Below are 19,966 nucleotides of genomic sequence, written 5' to 3' on the forward strand. Positions count from 1 at the left end.
ACCGAACGGAGCACCCGATGACCGCCACGACGACCCCCGTCACCCCCCACCGGGAGGTGGTGGGCCTGCGCGTCCACACCCACGGAGAGGTCACCCCGACGTGGGTCCGTGACTGCGTGCTCCCCGTGTGGGAGGAGGCACGCCAAGGTGGCCGCCAGCTCGTGCGGATGCGCCGCGGCTGGGTCGGCGGCCCGCACGCCGACGTCGTCGCTCTCGGCCCCGCCGCCCCCGCCGGGACCTGGGCGGCCCTCGCCCGGACCGTCGACGCCGGCCGGGCCCCGACCACGCCGCTCGACCCGGCGGAGTACCTCGACCGGGCCCGCGTCCGCGGCCGCCTCGAGCACGTGCCGCCGCCCTACCTCCCGCTGCGCGAACACGGCGCGACCCTCCTTCTCGACGAGGCCGCGGCGACGCCGACCGGCCCGACCGGCCCCCTGCACTCGCTCGCCGACGCGGTGCTCGCCCCGGCCGTCGCGCGGAGCGTCCGCACCGTCGCGGACGACGCGGACCGCCTGCCCGCCACCCTCGTCGACGTCCTCACCGTCATCGCCGACGCCCACGTGATGGGCCCCGGCTTCGGCACCTTCTCGCTGCGCTCCCACGCCGAGGCGCTGCTCGCGGCGTGGTCGCCCCGCGGCGACCTGCGACCCGAGTTCGTCGCGCGCTACGCGGCGCAGCGCCCCGCCGTCACCGCCCGCGTCGAGACCCTGCTGGCCGGCGACGGCGGCGGCGACGTCACCGCCTGGCGCACCGCCCTCGCGTACACCCGGGGCGTCCTCGACGAGTCGGTGCGCCGCGGCGAGCTGACCAACACCCTCGTCGACGCGGCCGCCGCGCCGACCTCGACAGCCGGACCCCCGACCGGGGACGACCACCCCGACACCGACTTCCACCGCACGGTCTACGGCTCGGGTGCCACCGACGGCGCCGGCGAGTGGTTCGCGGCCTACCGAGTCCTCGTCAACGCCGTCTACGGCCAGCTGCCGCTCCTCGGCGTCGCACCGCTGCACCGCGCGTGGGGGTGCTACGCCGTCGCCGAGGCCGTCGACGACGTGCTCGGCCAGACGTGGACCGACCGGCTGGCCATCGTCGGCACGCACCAGGAGGAGACGCGATGACCGACCTCGCCGCCCGCCCCACCCCTCGCACCGCGTCTCCCACCGACGCCGGGCCCGTCTGGTTCCACCGGGTCAACCCCTTCACCCGGGCCAGCCTCGCGGACACCCACCTGACCGATGCGGTCGCCGCCGTCCTCTCGGCCGAGGTGGAGGTCGCGCAGGCCGCCGACGCCGCCGGGGCCGCCCTCCACGTCCTGGTGGGCGAGGCCATCGACCCCGACTCCCGTAAGGCCCTCCTCGCGACGAGCCGGGCCCTGCGCCGTGGCAAGCAGCTCCCCCCGGGCGAGCACCCGGCCGAGGTCGACGCCTGGCAGGCCGCCGCCGCCCGGCGCGACACCGCCCTGGCAGCCCTGCGCGCCGACCACGACGACGCCCTGGCCCGCGAACGCCGCGAGCTCGCCCGCCAGCTGACCGACCCCGAGCTGCGCGCCGCCCTCGAGCTCGTGGCGCCGGAGGTCGCCAAGCAGGCCGGGCGCTACGTCGACGCCGTCGCCCCGACCGGCCGGGCGGCCAGCCGCGTGCTCAAGTCCGAGCGCGGGCTCGTCCAGTACGTGATGCGCGCCGCGGTCCGCACGAGCCCGTTGTCGCGCCTCACCGCCGTCGGCCTCACCCACGCCCAGCCCGGGGGCGCGCACCCCGACCGACCGGTCGTCCTCGGCCAGCGCAGCGTCTGCTCCCTCGACCGCGTCATGCTCGACCACGTCGTCGGCGGCGCCCTCGAGCAGGACGGCGTCCTCGGCCCGGACCCGCACATCGGCATCCCGCCGACCGGTGCGACCGACGGCGAGCGCCTCTACGTCCTTCGACCGACCGCCGAGGGCTGGCAGCGGGTCGGGGTGCCGCTCGCCCCGCCGCTGCGGCAGCTCGTCGAGGCCGTCGCGATGGGTCCCGCGCGCGTGTCGGTCGTCGTCGATCACCTCGTCGCGACGCTCGGTACCGCCCACGCCGACGACGCCCTGCGCGACCGGCTCGAGCAGTTCGTCCGGACCGCCGTCGAGCGCGGACTCGTCTGCACCGTCGCCCCGAGCACCGACGCCGACCTGGCTGACCTCACCCCGCGCGGCTCCGCCCTCCTCGCCGAGCACCTGCCGGGCGTCGCCGCCGACCTCGCCGCCCTCGGGGAGGCCCCGGCGCACGAGCGCCGCGCGGTCCTCGACCGTCTCGACACCTCCCTCGGCGATCTCAGCCGGGCCGCCGGCCGGCCCGCGCGCATCGGGGTGACCGAGGACCGGTTCGTCGAGCTCGCCCCGGTGGACGACGCCCACTGGCGACCCGCGCTCGACGACCTCGGCCCGGCCGTCGACCTGCTCGCCACGTTCGACTGGCTGGCCGACGTCGCCGTCGCGCTCGGCGAGGCGTTCGTCGCCCGGCACGGCGCCGGCGCCACGGTGCGCCTGGTCGACGACGCCCCGGCCCTCGTGGCGGCCGTCACCGAGGCGGCCGAGCGGATGACCCGCGTCTACGCCGAGGCCGCCGACGACCCGTCGGTGCTCGACACCGTCGGCGGCGCCGACTCGACCCTCGCCCGCCTCTACGCCGTGCGTCGCGGGGTCGAGGACGCCGTCGGCGCCGCGGTCGAGGACGCCCTGGCCCGCGGCCTCGACGAGGTCGTCCTCACGCACGCGGACGTCGACCGGCTCCTCGCCGGGATGCCCGAGCGGCTGCGCGAGCGCCCGCTCGGCTACGGCGTCCTCGTGCAGTCCCTCGGCGGCCGCCTCGTCGTCAACGACGGGCTGCCCGGCCACGGGATGCTCTTCTCCCGCTTCCTCGGACCCGACCGCGCCCTCGGTGGCCACACCCTCGCGCGGCTGCGTGCCGGCCTCGAGGCGCGCTACGCCGAGCCGGGCACGACCCTCGTCGAGGACCGCAGCCACCACGGGATGAACGTCAACGTCCACCCGCCCGTCCTCGACGACGTCCTCGAGCCGCAGGACTGGCAGCGCCTCGAGCTGCGCCACGACGCCGCGAGCGACCGCCTCGAGGTCCTCGACGGCGAGCGCCGGCTCAAGGTCCTGCCCGTCGGCGGCGGCCATCCCGGTCTGTACCCGCCGCCCCTCTCGGTGGCGTCGGGGCTCGTCATCGCCGGACGTCTCTACAACGGCCTGCCCGACGCGTGGGCCGAGCGCGACGGCCGCGACCGGACGACCACCCGCCGCGTGCCTCGCGTGCTCGTCGGCGACGTCGTCGTCAGCCGGGCCCGCTGGTACCCCGGTGAGGACCTGGCCGCCGCGCTCGCCGAGCCGGACGAGGCCGACCGCGTCCTCGCCGTCGCCCGCTGGTGCGCGGCCCACGGCGTCCCCCGCGAGGTGGTCGTCAAGTCCGTCCCGGCGGACACCGGTCCCGCGTCGGTCGGCAGCCCGGAGGCGCAGGCGGTCCGGTTCCGCAGCAAGCCCCAGTACGTCGACCTCGGCAGCGCCCTCTGCGTGCGCGTGCTGCCCCGGATGCTCGAGCGGCGCGGCGGCGAGGACGCCCCCGCCCTCTACCTCGAGGAGGCCGCCCCCGGGGTGGTCGACGGCACCCACGCCGCCGAGTGGGTGCTCGAGGTCTCCCGCCCCGCGGGGGGCCGGTTCAGCCACGGAGGAGAAGGATGAGACTCAAGGCCCGCCCCGACCTGCACCACGCACCGCTGCCGGACGGCGTCTACGTCAGCTCCGGCACGGGGGAGTTCGCGCTCTCCGGATGGTCCGGCTTCGCCGACCTCATGGCGCGCTGCCTCCCGCTGCTCGGCGAGGGCGCCGACGAGGACGACCTCGTCGGCGCCATCGGCACCGAGAAGGCGCGACCGGCCGTGCGTCACCTGCTCGGCCAGCTCGAGGCGCACGACATGGTGCTGCGGCTGGACCACCTCGTGCCGGACGCCCCGGTGGGCGCGGACCGCGAGCGCCACGCCGAGCTCCTCGCCTACCTCGAGTGCCGCTCGGCCCAGCCGTACGCGGCGTTCGAGGAGATCCTCTCGGCCCGCATCCTCCTCGTCGGCCCCGACGACGCCCTGGCCGTCGCCGGCAGCGCGCTGCGCGGGCTCGGCATCGAGGGTGACGTCGAGGACTCCGGCCGCGAGCACGACGTCGCGGTCACCGTCCTCCCGCGCGACCGCGTCGGTGACGTGCCGCCGCGCGCGAGCCGCGTGCTGCCCGTCGTCGTGGGCGAGCGGGCTTCTCTCGTAGGGCCGCTCGTCCACGACCTGCGCGGCTGGACCCGCTGGCGGACCCTCGTCGACCGGACGCTCGACCGTGAGGGACCCGTCGTCGACGAGGCCGCCGCGACCGCCGTCGCCGTGTCCTCGGCCGTGCACCTGCTGCTCCAGGACCTCGCCTCGGTCGCCGGCCCCGACGCCTACGTCGTCTCCGGCGACACCCTCGGTGTGCGGGCGCTCGACCTACCGCGCGAGACCCCGCACGACGGCACCGAGGCGACCCTCGATACCGTCGACGACGAGGGGGACGACGCCGATCTCGCCGGATGGCTCGGGCGGCTGACCGACCCGTGGCTCGGGCTCGTCACCCCTGACGACGAGGACGCCCTGCCCCAGATGCCCGTCGCGCTACGCCGCCTGCGCACGGCCGATCGCGGCGTCGTCGTGGCGGAGGGCGTCGACCAGCAGCACGCCGCCGCCTCCGCAGCCCTCGCCGTGGCTCGGCGGGTCAGCGGCGGTGGCGCGGCCGGGACGACGGGCCGGCGGTGGCTGCTCGACGGTGCCCTGCGCCTGCTCGCGGGCCGTGCCGGTGACGGTGCCCTGCTGGAGGTCGAGGACCCCCGCGGGGTCCGCCTCGTCGACGCCCTGACGACGGCCGGCGCCGCGCCGCGCGTCACCGTCCACGGCCTGCCGGGGCTCGGCTGGGTCCTCGCCCGGTGCGCCCTGGCCGACGGCCGCGCGACGACGGCCTGGGGACCCGACGCGCAGGAGGCCGCCCTCGACGCGCTCTCGCGGGCGGTCGCCGTCCACACGCTGCCCGCCGAGGGTTCGGTGCTGCTCGGTGCCCCCGGCACCGCGGCGCTGCGGACCGCGCCGGCCACCGCCGTGGCGATGCTGGCCGACGACCTCGGCACCTGGCTCGCCGTCCGTGGTCTCCGGCTCGTCGGGCGCGCCCACCCGGCCGACCCGCACCTGGGCCCGGCCCCGCTGCACGCCGGACAGGTCCGCATCGTCGAGGAGCCCGACACGCTCCGCGGCGCCGCCCGCACCGGGAGCGTCGAGGCCGTCGCGGCGCAGCTGCGGTCCCGGACCGACGCCGCGGTCGTCGTCACCACCGGGTGGGACCACGACGCCCTCGAGCGTGCGGTCCAGGCGGCCCGGGCCGGGGACAGCGCGCTGGTCCCGCTCCAGACGACGGCCGACGCGGTCGTCGCGGGGCCGGTCTGGTCACCGTCCTCGACGGCCGGGTGCCCCGCGTGCGCCGAGACCCGCCGACGCACCGTGCTCGACCACGTCCTCGGCACCGACCTGCGGGTCGCGACCACCCCCAGCGGCCCGGCCCCGGCGAGCCTCCTCGAGCTTGCCGCCACGACGCTGCGGAACACCCGCCCGCTGCGCGAGGGCGAGGTCGTCGTCGTCTCCACCGACGGGGTGACCCGCCACGACGTGCTCCGTCACCCGACCTGCGCCTGGTGCGGTCCCGTCCCGGGGTCGGCGCCACCGGCCGGGCTCCCCCTCGTCGACGAGCCGGTCGACGCCGACGACCCGACCCGGGTCGCCGCGGGCACGCCGCTGCTGCGGGCCGACCGGCTCGAGGCCGCCGTCGACGACCGGTACGGCCCGGTGCGCGGCATCCTGCGCGAGGAGAGCGTGCCCTACGCGATGAGCATGGCCGTCCTCGCCGGCGGTCCCGTGATGGGTCACGGTCGCGCCCTGTCCTTCGACCAGACCCGGTCGGTCGCGGTGCTCGAGGCGTACGAACGGCTCGCCGGGTTCCCCTACGAGGCGCCCATCGTCGAGGACCGCACCTACCGCGAGGTCGCCGCCGACGCGGTCGACCCGCTGCGGCTCGGGCAGTACTCCGCCGAGCAGCTGGCCCACCCGTCCTCGAAGGTCGAGGCGTACGGCCCGGACGTCCCGCTGGACTGGGCCTGGGGTGTCGACCTCGCGACGGGCCGCCCGCGGCTCGTCCCGGCCGAGATCGGCTTCTACCAGTACGACCACGCCTTCAAGCGCGACCTGCGCGGCTCGCGTGCGGCGGGCCCCGAACAGCGCCGGCGCCTCTTCCTCGAGTCGTCCAGCGGGTGCGCCCTCGGGTCGAGCCTCGCCGAGGCCACGGTGCACGCGCTCTTCGAGGTCGCGGAACGCGACGCCTTCCTCCTCTCGTGGCACCGGGCGGCGCCGCTGCCGCGCATCCCCGCCGGTGAGCTCGCCGACCCGGTGGTCGACGCGCTCGTGGCCCTCGTCGAGTCGCGCGGGCTCGACGTGCACTTCCTGCGGGCCACGCAGGACGTCGACCTGCCCGTCGTCTGGGTGCTGGCGGTCTCGCGGGACGGGCGCTTCCCCGCGTCGTTCACGAGCGCCGGCTCCGGGGCCGACCCCGTGTCGGCCGCCCGCTCGGGCCTGCGCGAGGTCGCGCAGCTCGCGACGATGCCGCTCGACTGGGACCACGCGGACGCCCTCGCGCTCGTCGAGGACTCCTGGCGGGTGCGCGAGCTGGAGGATCACGTCCGCTGGTCCTCCGCGCCGGAGGTGCTCGACCGGGTGAGGGCCGTCCTCGGCGGCCCGGACGTCTCGTTGGCCGAGGCCTTCCCGGGATGGCCCGCAGCCCTCACGCCGGCCGACGGGAGCATCCTCACGACGCTCGGGCTCGTCGCGGACCGGTTCGGGGCCGCCGGCCTCGACGAGGTCGTCGTCGTCGACCAGTCCACCCGCGAGCACCGCGACCAGGGGCTGCACGTCGTCAAGACCGTCGTGCCGGGCACCGTCCCGATGGTGTTCGGGCAGGCCCACCAGCGCCTCCTCGGCATCCCCCGGCTCGAGGCCGCCCTGGCCGGCCGCGAACCCGGGCCGCACCCCTTCGACCCGCACCCGTTCCCGTGAGCGTCGCGGTGCCGCCCCGGCCGTGCGGACCCGGGTGGCTGCCGGGGTCCGCGCGCCAGGGCGCGGTGGACCGCGAGACCCTGTGGTACGACCACGCGCTCGGGGTGGACCGTCCGGGGCCGGCGCCCTGGGTGCTGCGCGGCTCGGGCGACGCCTCACCACCGCCCCCCGAGCCGCTCTCGTCCCTCGTGGCCGGGGCGCCGGTCACCCGGCCGTGGCCACGGGGGCTGTGGGACGCCGCTCGACGGACCCCGTTCGCGCACTGCTCATCCTCCACCGACACGGACCGCGGGCGCCCCGTGGACGCCCGCCTGCTCCGGCTCGCGGCGCGGGCCGTCGCCCCCGTGCGCCGTGACCCCGACGACCCCTACAACGACCACCGCGCCTACGCCTCCCCCCGCTGCCTCTTCCCCGTCGCGGCGGCCGTCGTCGTCGACGGGGAGTGGCACGTCCTCGACCCGGACCGCCGCGCGGTGCTGGCCACGGGGGTCACCGCCGACCCGGAGCACGCGACCGGGGCGGTCGCGCTGACCGGGCGGTGGGACGCCGTTCCCTCGGGCTACGGCTGGTTCCGCGGCAGCCTCGTCGCCCTCGAGACGGGCATCCTCCTGCGCCACCTCGCGGCGCTCTCACGGCTCGACGGCCTCCCCCTCACGCTTCACACCCCCCGGCAGGGCTGGGAGACAGGCGGACTCGCGCGGCTGTGGCGCGACCCCGGACGCTGGTCACCGCCGTGGGTGCTGACCCCCACCGACGCCGTCCCGGGGCAGACGGGCGAGGCACCGCGGCCGGGACCGTCCGCGCCGGGGGCCGCGCAGCACCTCGACGACGCCGGCGCCGACCTCGCCCGGGTCTACCGGTCGCACACCCTCGAACGGCCGCCGGTCGCCGTGCCCACCGGCCTGTCGGTCGAGAGCGACGACGGCGCCGGCTCCTGGGGCGACGTGCTCTGGCGCCGCAGCGCCGGGCGGATGCCCCGCCGCCTCTTCGGGTTCCGCGTCGCCGACGCCCCCGTGTCCCTCGACGACGCGAGGGCCCTCGCCCGCTGGGCCGTGCCCCCTTCGCCGGTCGACGAGGCGGTCGAAGGCCTGCGCCTGCACGCGGTCGTGCGTGACGTCCCGGGGCTGATCCCGGGCGTGCACGAGGTGCTCGCCGGCCGCTTCCACCGCCGGACGGACGTCCCCCACGACGCCGTGCAGCGCTTCACCGGCTCCTACCTCTACGGCTCGGACGAGCTCTCCCGCAGCGACATCGCCCGCGCACCGCTCGTCTTCGTCGTCACGTCGTGTCCGCGCGCGTCCGTGGGCCGTGCCGGGCCGGGCGCCTGGACGGCGACCCACGTCGCGACCGGCTGGCTCGTCCACGGGCTGGGGCTCGGCGCCGCCGCCCGCCACCTCGTGGCCCGTCCCGTGCGGGCCCTCGACGAGCGCGACGTCGCCGACGCGCTCGCCCTCGACCCCGACGAGATGCCCGGCATCGCCGTCGTGGTGTCCCACCACGCCCCGCACGGCGGGCTGCAGATCGACCTCAGGAGCTGATGCACGTGACCCGCTGGACCACCCGCCACCTCCACCTCTCGACCGGGGCCGTGAGCGCCCTCGACCGCGTCGTCGAGCACGTCGTCGCCCCGGTGGCGGCCGAGACCGGCCGCCCGTGGTTCTTCGTCCGCTACTGGCAGGGCGGCCCCCACGTCCGGTTGCGGGTCCGCGACCTCGACGACGCCGAAGCCGCCCGCCTCACGGCCCGGCTCGAGGAGCTGCTGCCGCAGCACGCGGCGCCCCGCCCGGACGAGCCGCTCGTCGACGTCTCGACCTACATGGCCGAGGCCGGACGCCAGGCCCGCGGCGAGACCGGCGAGAACCGCCGGGTCGACACCCTCCGCGTGCCCGGCGTCCACGCCGCGCACTACGAGCCGGAGATCGAGCGGTACGGCGGCCCGGCGGTGATGGACGCCTCGGAGGAGCTGTTCACCCGCTCGAGCGAGCTCGTCGTCCGGCTGCTCCCCCGCCTGCCGGACCTCGGCGCTCGGCGACAGGTGGCGCTGCGGCTCACCGAGGCCGCAGCACGCTCGATCGGCCCGGACGTCGCCCGGGCCGTCTTCCACGAGATCGGTCGGCGTTCGTGGGCCGCCTGGGCGGCGTCCTACGGGTACGAGCCGTCGCTCGTCGCCCGCGTCTCCATCGTGCGCGCGGCTCCGTCCCCGGCGGCCTTCGCCGAGCTGTCCGGGTGGGCTCGCGGCTGGCACGACGACGTCGCGGACCTCGTCGGCACGCTCACGACGGCCGGGGTGCCCCTGCCCGGCACGGTCGTCTCGTCGCACGTCCACATGACGCACAACCGGCTCGGGCTGACCATCCTCGACGAGCTGCGCACCTACGCCGTGCTCGCCGCGACCTTCCCGGCGCCCGCCGGCAGCGTCCCGGACCTCGGCCTGCCCGTCCCGCCGTCCGCCGTCCCGGCCTGACCCCACCCGTCGCACCGGCCCCCGCTTCTCGGGGTGACCCCGAAAGGTCCACGAGACCCCGGCTCCGAACCCGGGGTCTCGTGGACCCCCCCCGTCTCGGCCGGTCGGCGCGCGGTTCCGCACCGGGCGGCCTGGGAGGGACCCCCGGCGGGCACGCCCCCTCCGACGTGCCGGACCGGGGACGCTCAGGCGGTCGTCTCGTCGAGGACGGTCCAGCCGGCCATCGGCGCGCCCTCGACGACGTCGCGCGGGTCGCGGCGCCCGAGGACGAAGTCACCGACGGACGACTCCCGCAGGTAGTCCAGCCCGAGCACCCGCGCGGCGAGGTCGGCGTCCCCGTTGCCGAGGGCACAGGGCGCGAGGTCGAGGTCGGTCGCGACGAGGTACATCGTCTGGTAGATCGCCCCGGTGGTCCGCAGGACGTTGGCGTAGGCGATGGACCGGTAGCGCCACGACATCCGCTGGAAGCGCGCGGTGAGCGTCAGCAGCACGTCCGGGCTCGCGGGATGTCCCGTGGCCGCCGCCGCCACCGCGAGCATCGCGCTCGCCCCGCCGGCGTCGTCGGTGACCAGCTCGAGACGGTGGTGCAGTGCGTCGTAGTGGTAGATGCCCGGCGCCAGTCCCTCGCACCGGCGCACGGTGAGGTACAGCTCGTGCTCGTAGAGGCCGCCACCGCTCGGGTAGGGGCGCGACACCTTCGACTCCTGCCCGGCGTCCGCCGGCGGGTCGAAGCGCGCGCGGTCGCGGAACGAGCGGTGGAGGAAGGCGCCGAGCTCCTCGAGCGACACCGGGGTCCGCGCGTAGTCGCGGATGGACCGCCGCCGCTCGACGGCCTCGGCGAGGCTCAGCCCGCCGGTCCAGGGCGCCGGTCGCGGCAGGTCGACGACCGCGAGGGCGTCACCGCGCGGGGGGACGACCGCCGGCAGCGGGTGGATGCGGCCACGATGCGGGCTGAGGGCCCCGAGCGGCTCGTCGTGGCGCCCGGAGCGGCTGCGGCTGTGCATCAACAGGTCGTGGAAGTCCCACTGGACGAGCGTCGGGTCGGTGTCCGTCGCGAAGCCGCCGTCCGGGCGGGCCCGCTCGACGAGGCCGGCGCCCACCCAGTGACCGAGGACCTCGACGGCCGCGTCCTCGCAGGTCGTACCCGTCACGAGGTCGCGGACCCGGCGCGGGGTGCCCAGGTCGACGGCGAGCGCGCGGGCGAGGTCGGAGGTGAGCACGAAACGGTGGGTGGCCCGCGGGCACTCGAGGACGAGGACGTCCCCCCGCGTGCGCAACAGCGCGAACCGGTCGAGGCGCAGGACATCGGTCTCCGCGAGGTCGGCGGGCTCGTACGCCGTCGAGCGGGTCGTCGACTCGTGGCGCATCACCTCGTGGGCGTCACAGCGCAGCCGGGTCGTCGTCAGGTGCCCCATCCGCGCAAGCAGTCGCTCGGTCGCCTCACGGACCACCTCATCGGCGTCCGGTCGGCCCTCGGCGAGGTGGCGGCGAAGGGCCTCGGGGATGCCGCGCAGCCGCGTCGTGCGGCCCTCGCCGGTGAGGACGAGGTCGGTACCCTCGACGCGGGCGGTCACGCCGTCGCGCAGGCCGGGCCAGGCGGTGAGGACGGTCGTCGGGGCCTCGACGAGGCCGGCGTCCGGGGTCACGACGGGGCGCCGGGACGGACGGCGTCGAGCGCCATGAGCAGCAGCATGACGACGCCCGTGACGACGGCGGCGGCCGCGACGGGCACGGTGCCGGCGACGAGGCCGAGCAGCACCCCGACGACGCCGATCGCGGCGAGCGACCAGCCGAGCGTGCCGAACACCGGCGCCCCGAACGCGCGGGCGAACGGCACGAAGTGCAGGCCGACGGCCACGACGACGACGGCGGGCATCAGCTCCGGCCGGCCCGCGGCGTCGAGGACGAACCGACCGATGGCGAAGCCGGCGAGCATCCCGAGCACCGAGGCGCTGTAGACGAGGCCGGCGCCGGGGCGCGGGGGGCCGACGTCACGCAAGCGCCGCGGCCGCAGCAGCACGGCCCAGGCGCAGACGAACACGGCAGCCGCCCAGGCGAGGACGGCCACGGTCGGCCACGAGCCCGGCAGGAGGTCCTTGTTGACGTGCACGAACGCGCTGGCCCCCGAGCCGCCGATGATGACGCCGAGCACCTGCGGGTGCAGGAGGTGCTGGATGCCGCGGTGCGGCCGGTCGGTCGGCACCCGGGCGGCCGACGGGTGGTGGGTCGTCGTCATCGGACGGTCCTCTCTCGGTGGTCGTCCCAGCCTGGCCGTCGCCCCGCCGGCCGGGGCAGTGCCGCCGGCCACCGACCCGTGATGACACCCGTCATCCGGGTGGACGGCGGCCGTCGTCCCGATGACCGGTGCACGTGGGGTGTCCCCTGTCGGTGGGCTGGGTAAGGATGGACGTCACGCTCGACCGGCCCCGACCGAGAGGAGCGCCGCCATGTCCACCTCGACGTGGGACGCCAGCACCCTGACCACCCGCTACGACGAGGTCCGCTCGCACACCGAGACCCTCGCCTCCCCGCTCTCGCCCGAGGACCAGACGGTCCAGTCGATGCCGGACGTGTCACCCACGAAGTGGCACCGCGCCCACGTGACGTGGTTCTTCGAGACCTTCGTGCTCAGCGAGCACGAGCAGGACTTCGCGCCCTTCCAGGACCGCTACTGGTTCCTCTTCAACAGCTACTACGAGGGCATCGGCCCGCGGTACTCGCGCGCCGACCGGGGGTTCATCACCCGCCCGGGCGCCGCGGACGTGGGGGTCTACCGCGGCAACGTCGACGAGCGCATGCGCGACCTCGTCGAGCGCCTCGACGAGGGCTCCCTCGAGAAGCTCGCGCCGACCATCGAGCTCGGCTTCCACCACGAGCAGCAGCACCAGGAGCTGCTGCTCATGGACATCAAGCACGTCCTCTCGCGCAACCCGCTCGAGCCCGTCTACGGCGGTACCCGGCCGGCGCCCAGCGAGCCGGACGCGCTCGGCTGGGTCGACGTCGAGGGCGGTCTCGTCGAGATCGGCCACGAGGGCGGCGGCTTCTCCTTCGACAACGAGCTGCCCCGCCACCGGCAGTGGCTCGAGCCCTACCGGCTCGCCGACCGCCTCGTGACCAACGGCGAGTGGCTCGAGTTCATGGCCGACGGCGGCTACCAGCGCCCCGAGCTCTGGCTCTCCGACGGCCTCGCGCGGGTCCGGGCGGAGGGGTGGCGGGCACCCCTGTACTGGACCGAGCACGACGGCGTCTGGCTCGAGCACACCCTCCACGGCACCTGGCCGGTCAACCCCGGCCTGCCGGTCAGCCACGTCAGCTTCTACGAGGCCGACGCGTACGCGGCGTGGGCCGGCAAGCGGCTGCCGAGCGAGGCGGAGTGGGAGCACGCGGTCGTCGTCGACGGCCAGGCCGACGCCGCGCACTCCGGCGGAAACCTCGCCGACCTGCGGCACTACCACCCGGCCGCGGCGCCGGAGCGGGACGGCGAGCACCGGCTGCGTCAGGTCTACGGCGACTGCTGGGAGTGGACCTCGTCCGCGTACCACCCCTACCCCGGCTTCCACCCCCCGGCGGGAGCCATCGGCGAGTACAACGGGAAGTTCATGTCGAACCAGATGGTCCTGCGCGGCGGCTGCGCCCTCACCCCGCCGGCGCACGCCCGGCTCACCTACCGCAACTTCTTCCCGCACGGCTCGCGCTGGGCCCTGTCCGGCGTGCGGCTGGCCGACGGCGGTGCGCCGCAGGCCCGACCGGCCGACGCGGCGACGGGGGCCGACGCGTGAGCGGCGTCGTCGAGCCCCGGGTCCAGGTCCTCCTCGACCCCGACTGGGCCTCCGGCTCGCTCGTCGACGACGTGCGCCGCGGGCTCGGCGGCCGCCCACGGCGGCTTCCCCCGAAGTGGCTGTACGACCCGGTCGGCGCCGACCTCTTCGACGAGATCACCCGGCTGCCGGAGTACTACCCCACCGAGGCCGAGCGGGCCATCCTCACCGCGCACGCCGCCGAGATCGCGCAGGTGTGCGACGCCTCGACCCTCGTCGAGCTCGGCAGCGGCACGAGCGACAAGACCCGCACGCTCCTCGACGCCTTCCGCGCCGAGGACCGCTCGCACGGCCCGCTCGCGCGCTTCGTGCCGGTCGACGTGTCCGACGGCACGCTGCGCGAGGCGGCGTCGATGCTCAGCGTCCGCTACCCCGGGATGGCCGTCGAGGCCGTCGTCGGCGACTTCACCCTCCACCTCGGCCAGCTGCCCCGCGGCGACCGCCGGATGGTCGCCTTCCTCGGCAGCACGATCGGCAACTTCTACCTCGAGGAGCGGGCCGCCTTCCTCGGCGCGCTCGCCGACTCCCTCGACACCGGCGAGTGGCTGCTCCTCGGCACCGACCTCGTCAAGGACGCCGACCGCCTCGTCGCGGCCTACGACGACTCGGCCGGCGTCACCGAGCGGTTCATCCGCAACTGCCTGGTCGTCGTCAACCGCGAGCTCGGGGCCGACTTCGACCCCGGCGCCTTCAGCTACGTCCCCTTCTGGGACCCGCGGATGGAGCGCATCGACATGCGGCTGCGCGCCGAGGAGCCGCAGGTCGTCACCGTCCCGGGCGCCGACCTCGTCGTCGAGCTCGCGACCGGCGAGGAGATCTGTGTCGAGATCTCGACGAAGTTCCGGCACGAGGGCATCGCCGCGGAGCTCGGCGAGGCCGGGTTCAGCGTCGAGCGGACGTGGACCGACGACGCCGGGGACTTCGCGCTCACGCTGGCGCGGCGCGACTGACGCGCCGCGGCCCCGCGCCGCCACGTTGCACACCGACCACCGCCGGGCGGGTGCCGCGCCGGTGACCCCCTCGACGTCACGGAGACTGGGCAGATGCGACTCCACGGGGCCCACGTCCTCCTGACCGGGGCCACCGGGACGATCGGTACCCGCCTGGCCGACGGTCTCGCCGCGCGCGGCGCCCGCGTCACCGTCACCGCGCGCAGCCGCGACGCGCTGGGCGACCTCGCGTCGCGCACCGGCGCCCACCCCGTGCCCGTCGACCTCGCGACCCCCGGCGGCCCCGCCGAGCTGCTCGCCGCCGCCCACTCGGCCCACGGCCCGCCCGACGTCCTCGTGCACAACGCCGCGGTCGAGCTCGTCGGCCGCCTCGACGACCTCGACGCCTCGTCCCTCGCCGCCGCGATCGCCCTCAACCTGCGCGCCCCGCTCGAGCTGACCCGCCTGGCCCTCCCCGGGATGCGCGCCCGCCGCCGCGGCCACCTCCTCTGGGTCTCCTCGCTCGCCGGGGTCGCGACCTTCCCCGGCCTCGGGCCCTACGGCGCGACCAAGGCGGGTCTCACCCGGGCGGCCGCCGGCCTGCGGCTGGAGCTGCGCGGCTCGGGCATCGGCAGCACCGTCGCCGAGCTCGGGCCGGTCGACTCCTCGATGATGGACCGGGCCCGTCGACATGCTCCGGCCGAGGCGGCGTTCGCCCGGGCCCGGCGGTTGCGCGTGCTGCGGGACCTCGACCCCGCCGCGACCGCCGAGGCGCTGCTCGACGCCGTCGAGGCCGGACGGCCGCACGTCCGGCTGCCCCGGCGCGCAGCGCCCTTCGCCGCGCTCGCCGCCGCCCCGGGCCTCGCGGTCCGGCTCGCGCTCACCGGGATCCGCGGATGAGCCACCGCTCGGTCCGCCGCAAGATCGCCGTCGCCACGTGGCGCCCGCCGGTCGAGGGACGCATCCAGGCCCGCGTCGAGGTCGACGTGAGCGCCGCGCTGGCGCACCTCTCGCGCCTGCGCGCGAGCACCGGCGTGCGGGTCACCCTGACCCACCTCGTCGGCGCCGCGCTGGCGCGGGGACTGCGGGCCGTCCCGGAAGCCCGGGCGCGCGTCGTGCTCGGGCGGCTGCACCCCATCGAGGACTGCACGATCGCCTTCGCCGTCGACATCGAGGAGGGCGTCGACCTCGCACCGGTGCGCGTCGAGCAGGCGGACCGGCTGACCCCCGTCGAGATCGCGACCCGCGTGCACGACGCCGTGGCCGCGGTCCGGGGGCGGCAGGACCGCCACCACCGCCGCACCAACGGCCTCGTGCGCATCGCCCCGTGGTTCGTCATGCGGCCGGTCATGGCCACGGCGAGCCTGCTGGTCGGGGGGCTGGGTCTGCCCGCGTTCGGCCAGCCCGGGCGGCCGCTCGGCACCGGCTTCGTCTCCAACGTCGGACCGCTCGGGCTCGACGAGGCCTACCTCGCGCCGGCCCCCTTCGCCCGCACGCCGGTCTACCTGTCCATCGGGGCGGTGCGCCAGCGCCCGGTGGCGGTCGGGGGCCGGGTCGAGGTCAGGCCGGTCGCCGTGCTCGTCGCGACGGCCGACCACCGGGTCGTCGACGGCGCGCACGCCGGCCGGCTGCAGTCGATCGTCGTCGAGCTGCTCACCCATCCCGACCGGATGGACACCCCCGCCTGACCCCCCGACTTCTTGCCAGTTGACCCGCTCGACACGCCGGTCCGACGCGTGTCGACCGGCGGAACTCGCAATCAGTGGGAGGTCGAGCGACGGGGTGGGGTCACTCGGGCGTCGGCCCGGTGCCCGCCTCCATGTGCTGGGCGAGGTACTGCTGGATGCTGATCCGCTCGATCGCCTCGAGCTGCGACTCGAAGAAGTCGGCGTGCCGCTCCTCGTCGCGCACCATCTCCTCGAAGATCGAGGCCGAGCCGTGGTCGCCGAGGGCGTGGCACTCCTTGGCCGCCGCGTTGAACTGCGCGATGGCCTCGAGCTCGGAGGCGTGCGCGAGACGCAGCATCTCCTCCGCGGTCTCGCCGACCCGGATGGCCCCGAGCTTCTGGACGTTGGGGTGCCCCTCGAAGAAGAGGATCCGGTTGATGAGGGCGTCGGCGTCCTTCATCTCGTCGATGGACAGGTCGTAGAAGACCTTGCCGAGCTTGGTGAACCCCCAGTTGTCGAGCATCCGCGCGTGGAGGAAGTAGGTGTTCGTGACGGTGAGCTCGAAGGTCAGCGCCTCGTTGAAGAGGTCGACGACCCGGCGGTCAACTGGCTGCACGGAGGTCCTCCTGGTCGGGGGTCGTGGCCCGGCCGACGGTCAGGTGCTGCAGGTCGTCCATCGTGCGGGCCGTGAGCACGTCATGCTCGCAGACGAGGGCCTTGACCGTGAAGACGCAGCCGCCGCAGTCGGTGCCCGCGCCGGTCGTGCGGCAGACCTCGGCGAGGGTCGTGGCGCCCGCCTCGACCGCGGCGTGCACGGCGGTGTCGCTGACGACGCGGCACTGGCAGATGATCACCGCTGCTCCTCGCGCTCGGACCCACGGACCTCCCGTGGTGAGGTACACCTAACCACACGAAGGTGAGGCTTACCTAAGAGTCTCGTGGGCGACCCCTTCCCCGGTCGAGTGCGCAAGTGGTCGCCGGGGCTGCCACCTGCGCCCTCGACTCCCCCTGCGCTCCTCTCCCTCTCGGGTCGAGTGCGCTGGCGGTCGCCGGGGCTACCGCGTGCGCCCTCGACCCCGGGCGGTGGGGCGGGTCGGTGCGCGGGCGACCTACCGTGGACGGGTGACGCCGCCGACCCCGCCCCCCGCCCCGCGGATGCGTCGCGCCACCCCGGCCGACGCCGCCGACCTGCGCCGCGTCTGCCTGCGCACCGGTGCGGCGGGCCGTGACGCCACCGCCCTGCACGCCGACCCCGACGTGCTCGGCGAGGTGTGGGCGCAGCCCTACCTCCACGGCCCCGGATGCCTCGCGCTCGTCGTCGCGGACGAGCTCGGGGTCGCCGGCTACTGCGTCGCGGCCGCCGACACCGCCGCCTTCGAGGACTGGCTCGAGAACCAGTGGTGGCCGGCCCTGCGCGCGCGCCACCCCCGCGGCAGCGGCACGACCCCGGCGGACGCCGCGGTCGTCGAGCGCATCCACGCCGGCCCGCGCACCGACCCCGCGCTGCTCGCGACGCACCCGGCCCACCTGCACGTCGACCTGCTGCCCCGGCTCCAGGGCGGTGGATGGGGGCGCCGGCTCGTCAAGGCGGTGCTCGACGAGCTCGCCGCCGACGGGGTCGCCGGGCTGCACCTCGGCGTCGACCCCCGCAACCCCGGGGCCATCGCCTTCTACCGCCGCCTGGGGCTGCAGCCGCTCGGCGGCGACGAGGGCGTCACCCTGCTCGGCACGACCCTGCCCCGGCCGACGGGGTCGACGGGGTCGACGGGGACGACGACCTAGGCCACCGGCCCACCGACGTCGGCGCGCAGCCCCTCCTCGACGGCGTCGAGCCACCGGCCGACGTGCTCGCGCGCCTCCGGCGTGTCCGGGTAGCGGCAGCGCAGGTGCAGGCCCGACCCGTTGACGACGAGCCACACCATCACGCCGTCGGTGCGGATCCGCGCCGAGACGTACTGCAGCTCCAGGGCCGGGTCGAGCTCCACCGGCAGCCGGCGGGTGTCGAGCCACGAGACGGCGAACATCCCCGGCGCCTGCGGCATCCCGCCCCACGGCGCGAGGATGGGGGCGAGCGGCCAGGACCCGAGCGAGAGCGCCTCGCGCACCGCCGTGGCACACGCGGCCGGCTCGGGGTCGAAGGACTCGAGCACCGCGTTGGTGATGAACCACCCACACGCGTCGTGCCAGCGCGGCTCGTAGCGGCTGTGGACGGGGAAGACCGCCCGCAGCGGGCGGCCGGCGAGGGCGCGCGAGGCGCGGGTGAGGGCCGACGTCGCCATCGCGACCAGCCGCACCCCGTCCGCCCGGGCCCGGACGGTCAGCCGCTCGACCTCCTCGGCGTCGAGCACGTCACGCACCTCGACGACCTCCGGGCGCGCGCTCGAGACGTCGCCGAGGGGGAGGGGGAAGAGGGGCATCACCCCGCCCTCGGCCTCGAGCACGTCGGCCCACCGGCGGCGCACCTCACCCGGCGCGGGGGGCCGGGCGGCGAGCGCTGCGGTGTGCTCGGCGAAGGCCGGCACCTCGGGCAGCGCCGCGCCCACGGGGCGACCGGCGACCACGTCGTCGAGACAGGCCAGCAGGTCGCTGACCAGCACGACGAGGCTCCACATGTCGACGTGGGCGTGCTCGGCCGCGACGACGAGCGACGGGCGCGAGCCATCCGGCGGCTCCACGAGGCAGATGCGGTGCGCCGGAACCGAGTACGAGCGGCAGGTCGCGTCGAGGACCTCCCGCAGCACCTCGCGCGCCGGTCGCCCGTCCAGCGCGTGCTCGACCCACGACCCCGGCGCGACGTCGACCTCGTGCAGCTCGACCTCTCCGGACGGGTTCTGCGAGAACACGGTCCGCAACGTGCCGTGCCGCCGGACGACGGCGCACCAGGCCTCCGCGAGGGCGTCCGAGTCCATGGCCGAGGGCAGCCGGACGGCGACCGCCATCCACGACCCGGGCCGGTCACCCTCGCCGACGTGCCGCCCCTGGTCGAACGAGACCGGCAGCGCCCGTCCGCGCGAGGGCGGCACGACCACGCCGAGGCTGCGGACGCGCCCGTCGGGGAGGGCCATCTGCGCGACGTTGGTCAGGCGCATGCCGCCGTACTCTAGGCGCATCCCCGACGACGGACCGCCCTGGAGGCGCTGTGCCCACGTTCGAGCTCGACGGCGCGACGCTCGACCACGACGTCGTCGGTGACGACGGCCCGCTCGTCGTGCAGCTGCACGGCCTCACCTCCTGCCGCGAGCGGGACGAGCGGATGGGCCTCGACCTCGCCCGCGCCCTGCGCCACCACCGGGTGCTGCGCTACGACGCACGCGGACACGGCCGCTCGACGGGCGACCGGCACCCTGCGTCCTACGCGTGGCACCACCTCGCCGAGGACCTCCTCGCGCTCCTGGACCACGTCGCCCCCGGCGAGACGGTGCACGGCCTCGGGCCGTCGATGGGCACGGCGACGCTGCTGCACGCCGCCCTGCGCGACCCGGGCCGCTTCGCGAGCCTCACCCTCGCCGTGCCCCCGACGGCCTGGACCACCCGGCGCGCCCAGGCGGCCGCCTACCTCGCGAGCGCCGAGCTCGTCGAGCGCGAGGGCCTCGCCGCGTTCGTCGCCCGGGCGGCCACGACGGGGCCACCGCCCGCCCTCGCCGACGCACCGCTCACCGAGCCGGCCGTCCCCGAGCACCTGCTGCCGAGCGTCCTGCGCGGCGCGGCCTCCACCGACCTGCCGCCCGCCGAGGCCCTGACCGGCATCGACGTGCCCACCCTGGTCCTCGCGTGGAGCGACGACCCGGGGCATCCGCTGAGCACGGCAGCCCTCCTGCACGAGCTCGTCGACGACAGCCGGCTCGTCGTCGCCCGCACGCCCTACGGGATCATGGCGTGGCCCGGGCTCGTCGCCGACCACGTGGCCTCGCACGCGGAGAGGGCCCGTCACCCCCTGCGGTGACGGGCCCTCCC

The 19,966-nt window shown here is 76.3% G+C and carries 16 protein-coding genes; 11 read left to right on the forward strand and 5 right to left on the reverse strand.

The features are described 5' to 3' along the window. Positions 1-17 precede the first annotated feature (17 nt). The 5 genes from IG69_RS0105845 to IG69_RS0105865 all read left to right on the forward strand — a co-directional run bounded on the left by IG69_RS0105845 (position 18) and on the right by IG69_RS0105865 (position 9,598). Positions 18-1,118, forward strand: coding sequence for a hypothetical protein (locus IG69_RS0105845; RefSeq protein WP_051750259.1), 1,101 nt, complete (start codon positions 18-20; stop codon positions 1,116-1,118). Further along, positions 1,115-3,709, forward strand: coding sequence for a lantibiotic dehydratase family protein (locus IG69_RS0105850; RefSeq protein ID WP_030527236.1), 2,595 nt, complete (start codon positions 1,115-1,117; stop codon positions 3,707-3,709). The genes IG69_RS0105845 and IG69_RS0105850 overlap by 4 nt, the downstream gene beginning before the upstream one ends. Continuing rightward, positions 3,706-7,134, forward strand: a complete 3,429-nt coding sequence (locus IG69_RS22045; RefSeq protein WP_157577373.1) for a TOMM precursor leader peptide-binding protein — start codon at positions 3,706-3,708, stop codon at positions 7,132-7,134. The genes IG69_RS0105850 and IG69_RS22045 overlap by 4 nt, the downstream gene beginning before the upstream one ends. A gap of 65 nt (positions 7,135-7,199) precedes the next feature. Then, a complete protein-coding gene (locus IG69_RS0105860) occupies positions 7,200-8,672 on the forward strand; it encodes a hypothetical protein (protein ID WP_051750260.1) in 1,473 nt (490 codons plus the stop codon). Between the two features lie 5 nt (positions 8,673-8,677). Beyond that, positions 8,678-9,598: a lantibiotic dehydratase C-terminal domain-containing protein gene (locus IG69_RS0105865; protein ID WP_169742038.1), complete on the forward strand. Its 921-nt coding sequence runs from the start codon at positions 8,678-8,680 to the stop codon at positions 9,596-9,598. Between the two features lie 185 nt (positions 9,599-9,783). Here the strand turns inward: IG69_RS0105865 and IG69_RS20025 are convergent, their stop codons facing one another. Both IG69_RS20025 and IG69_RS0105875 read right to left on the reverse strand, forming a co-directional pair. Then, on the reverse strand, positions 9,784-11,244 hold the full coding sequence (locus IG69_RS20025; protein WP_051750261.1) for a SagB/ThcOx family dehydrogenase: 1,461 nt from the start codon (positions 11,242-11,244) through the stop codon (positions 9,784-9,786). After that, complete coding sequence (locus IG69_RS0105875; RefSeq protein ID WP_084696605.1) at positions 11,241-11,834, reverse strand: hypothetical protein; 594 nt, start codon at positions 11,832-11,834, stop codon at positions 11,241-11,243. Before IG69_RS0105875 ends, IG69_RS20025 begins: the two co-directional genes overlap by 4 nt. 211 nt (positions 11,835-12,045) lie before the next feature. On the opposite strand from IG69_RS0105875, the gene egtB reads away from it, so the two are divergent. From egtB to IG69_RS0105895, 4 genes are all read left to right on the forward strand, one after another. Continuing rightward, the gene (gene egtB, locus IG69_RS0105880; protein ID WP_051750262.1) at positions 12,046-13,377 is read left to right on the forward strand and encodes an ergothioneine biosynthesis protein EgtB; all 1,332 of its coding nucleotides are present in this window, start codon (positions 12,046-12,048) and stop codon (positions 13,375-13,377) included. Then, the gene (gene egtD, locus IG69_RS0105885; protein ID WP_030527243.1) at positions 13,374-14,366 is read left to right on the forward strand and encodes an L-histidine N(alpha)-methyltransferase; all 993 of its coding nucleotides are present in this window, start codon (positions 13,374-13,376) and stop codon (positions 14,364-14,366) included. The genes egtB and egtD overlap by 4 nt, the downstream gene beginning before the upstream one ends. A gap of 93 nt (positions 14,367-14,459) precedes the next feature. Further along, positions 14,460-15,245, forward strand: a complete 786-nt coding sequence (locus tag IG69_RS0105890) for an SDR family NAD(P)-dependent oxidoreductase (RefSeq protein ID WP_051750263.1) — start codon at positions 14,460-14,462, stop codon at positions 15,243-15,245. Continuing rightward, positions 15,242-16,033: a 2-oxo acid dehydrogenase subunit E2 gene (locus IG69_RS0105895; protein ID WP_030527245.1), complete on the forward strand. Its 792-nt coding sequence runs from the start codon at positions 15,242-15,244 to the stop codon at positions 16,031-16,033. Before IG69_RS0105890 ends, IG69_RS0105895 begins: the two co-directional genes overlap by 4 nt. Before the next feature lie 100 nt (positions 16,034-16,133). On the opposite strand, the gene bfr is transcribed toward IG69_RS0105895, so the two are convergent. Together bfr and IG69_RS20890 are read right to left on the reverse strand one after the other, a co-directional pair. Further along, positions 16,134-16,628 (reverse strand): bacterioferritin, encoded by a 495-nt coding sequence (gene bfr / locus IG69_RS0105900; protein WP_030527246.1) that lies wholly within the window; start codon positions 16,626-16,628, stop codon positions 16,134-16,136. Continuing rightward, complete coding sequence (locus IG69_RS20890; protein WP_051750264.1) at positions 16,615-16,866, reverse strand: (2Fe-2S)-binding protein; 252 nt, start codon at positions 16,864-16,866, stop codon at positions 16,615-16,617. The genes bfr and IG69_RS20890 overlap by 14 nt, the downstream gene beginning before the upstream one ends. Positions 16,867-17,134: 268 nt before the next feature. Here IG69_RS20890 and IG69_RS0105910 point away from each other — a divergent pair, with 268 nt between their 5' ends. Then, on the forward strand, positions 17,135-17,794 hold the full coding sequence (locus IG69_RS0105910; RefSeq protein ID WP_245616091.1) for a GNAT family N-acetyltransferase: 660 nt from the start codon (positions 17,135-17,137) through the stop codon (positions 17,792-17,794). Here the strand turns inward: IG69_RS0105910 and IG69_RS0105915 are convergent. After that, the gene (locus IG69_RS0105915; protein ID WP_051750265.1) at positions 17,791-19,101 is read right to left on the reverse strand and encodes a condensation domain-containing protein; all 1,311 of its coding nucleotides are present in this window, start codon (positions 19,099-19,101) and stop codon (positions 17,791-17,793) included. The two genes, IG69_RS0105910 and IG69_RS0105915, sit on opposite strands and share 4 nt — an antisense overlap. Before the next feature lie 50 nt (positions 19,102-19,151). Between IG69_RS0105915 and IG69_RS0105920 the strand changes: the two genes are divergently transcribed. Further along, positions 19,152-19,955: an alpha/beta fold hydrolase gene (locus IG69_RS0105920; protein WP_030527250.1), complete on the forward strand. Its 804-nt coding sequence runs from the start codon at positions 19,152-19,154 to the stop codon at positions 19,953-19,955. The last annotated feature ends 11 nt before the right edge of the window (positions 19,956-19,966 follow it).

Source organism: Phycicoccus jejuensis, assembly GCF_000720925.1.
Taxonomy (GTDB): Bacteria; Actinomycetota; Actinomycetes; order Actinomycetales; family Dermatophilaceae; genus Phycicoccus; species Phycicoccus jejuensis.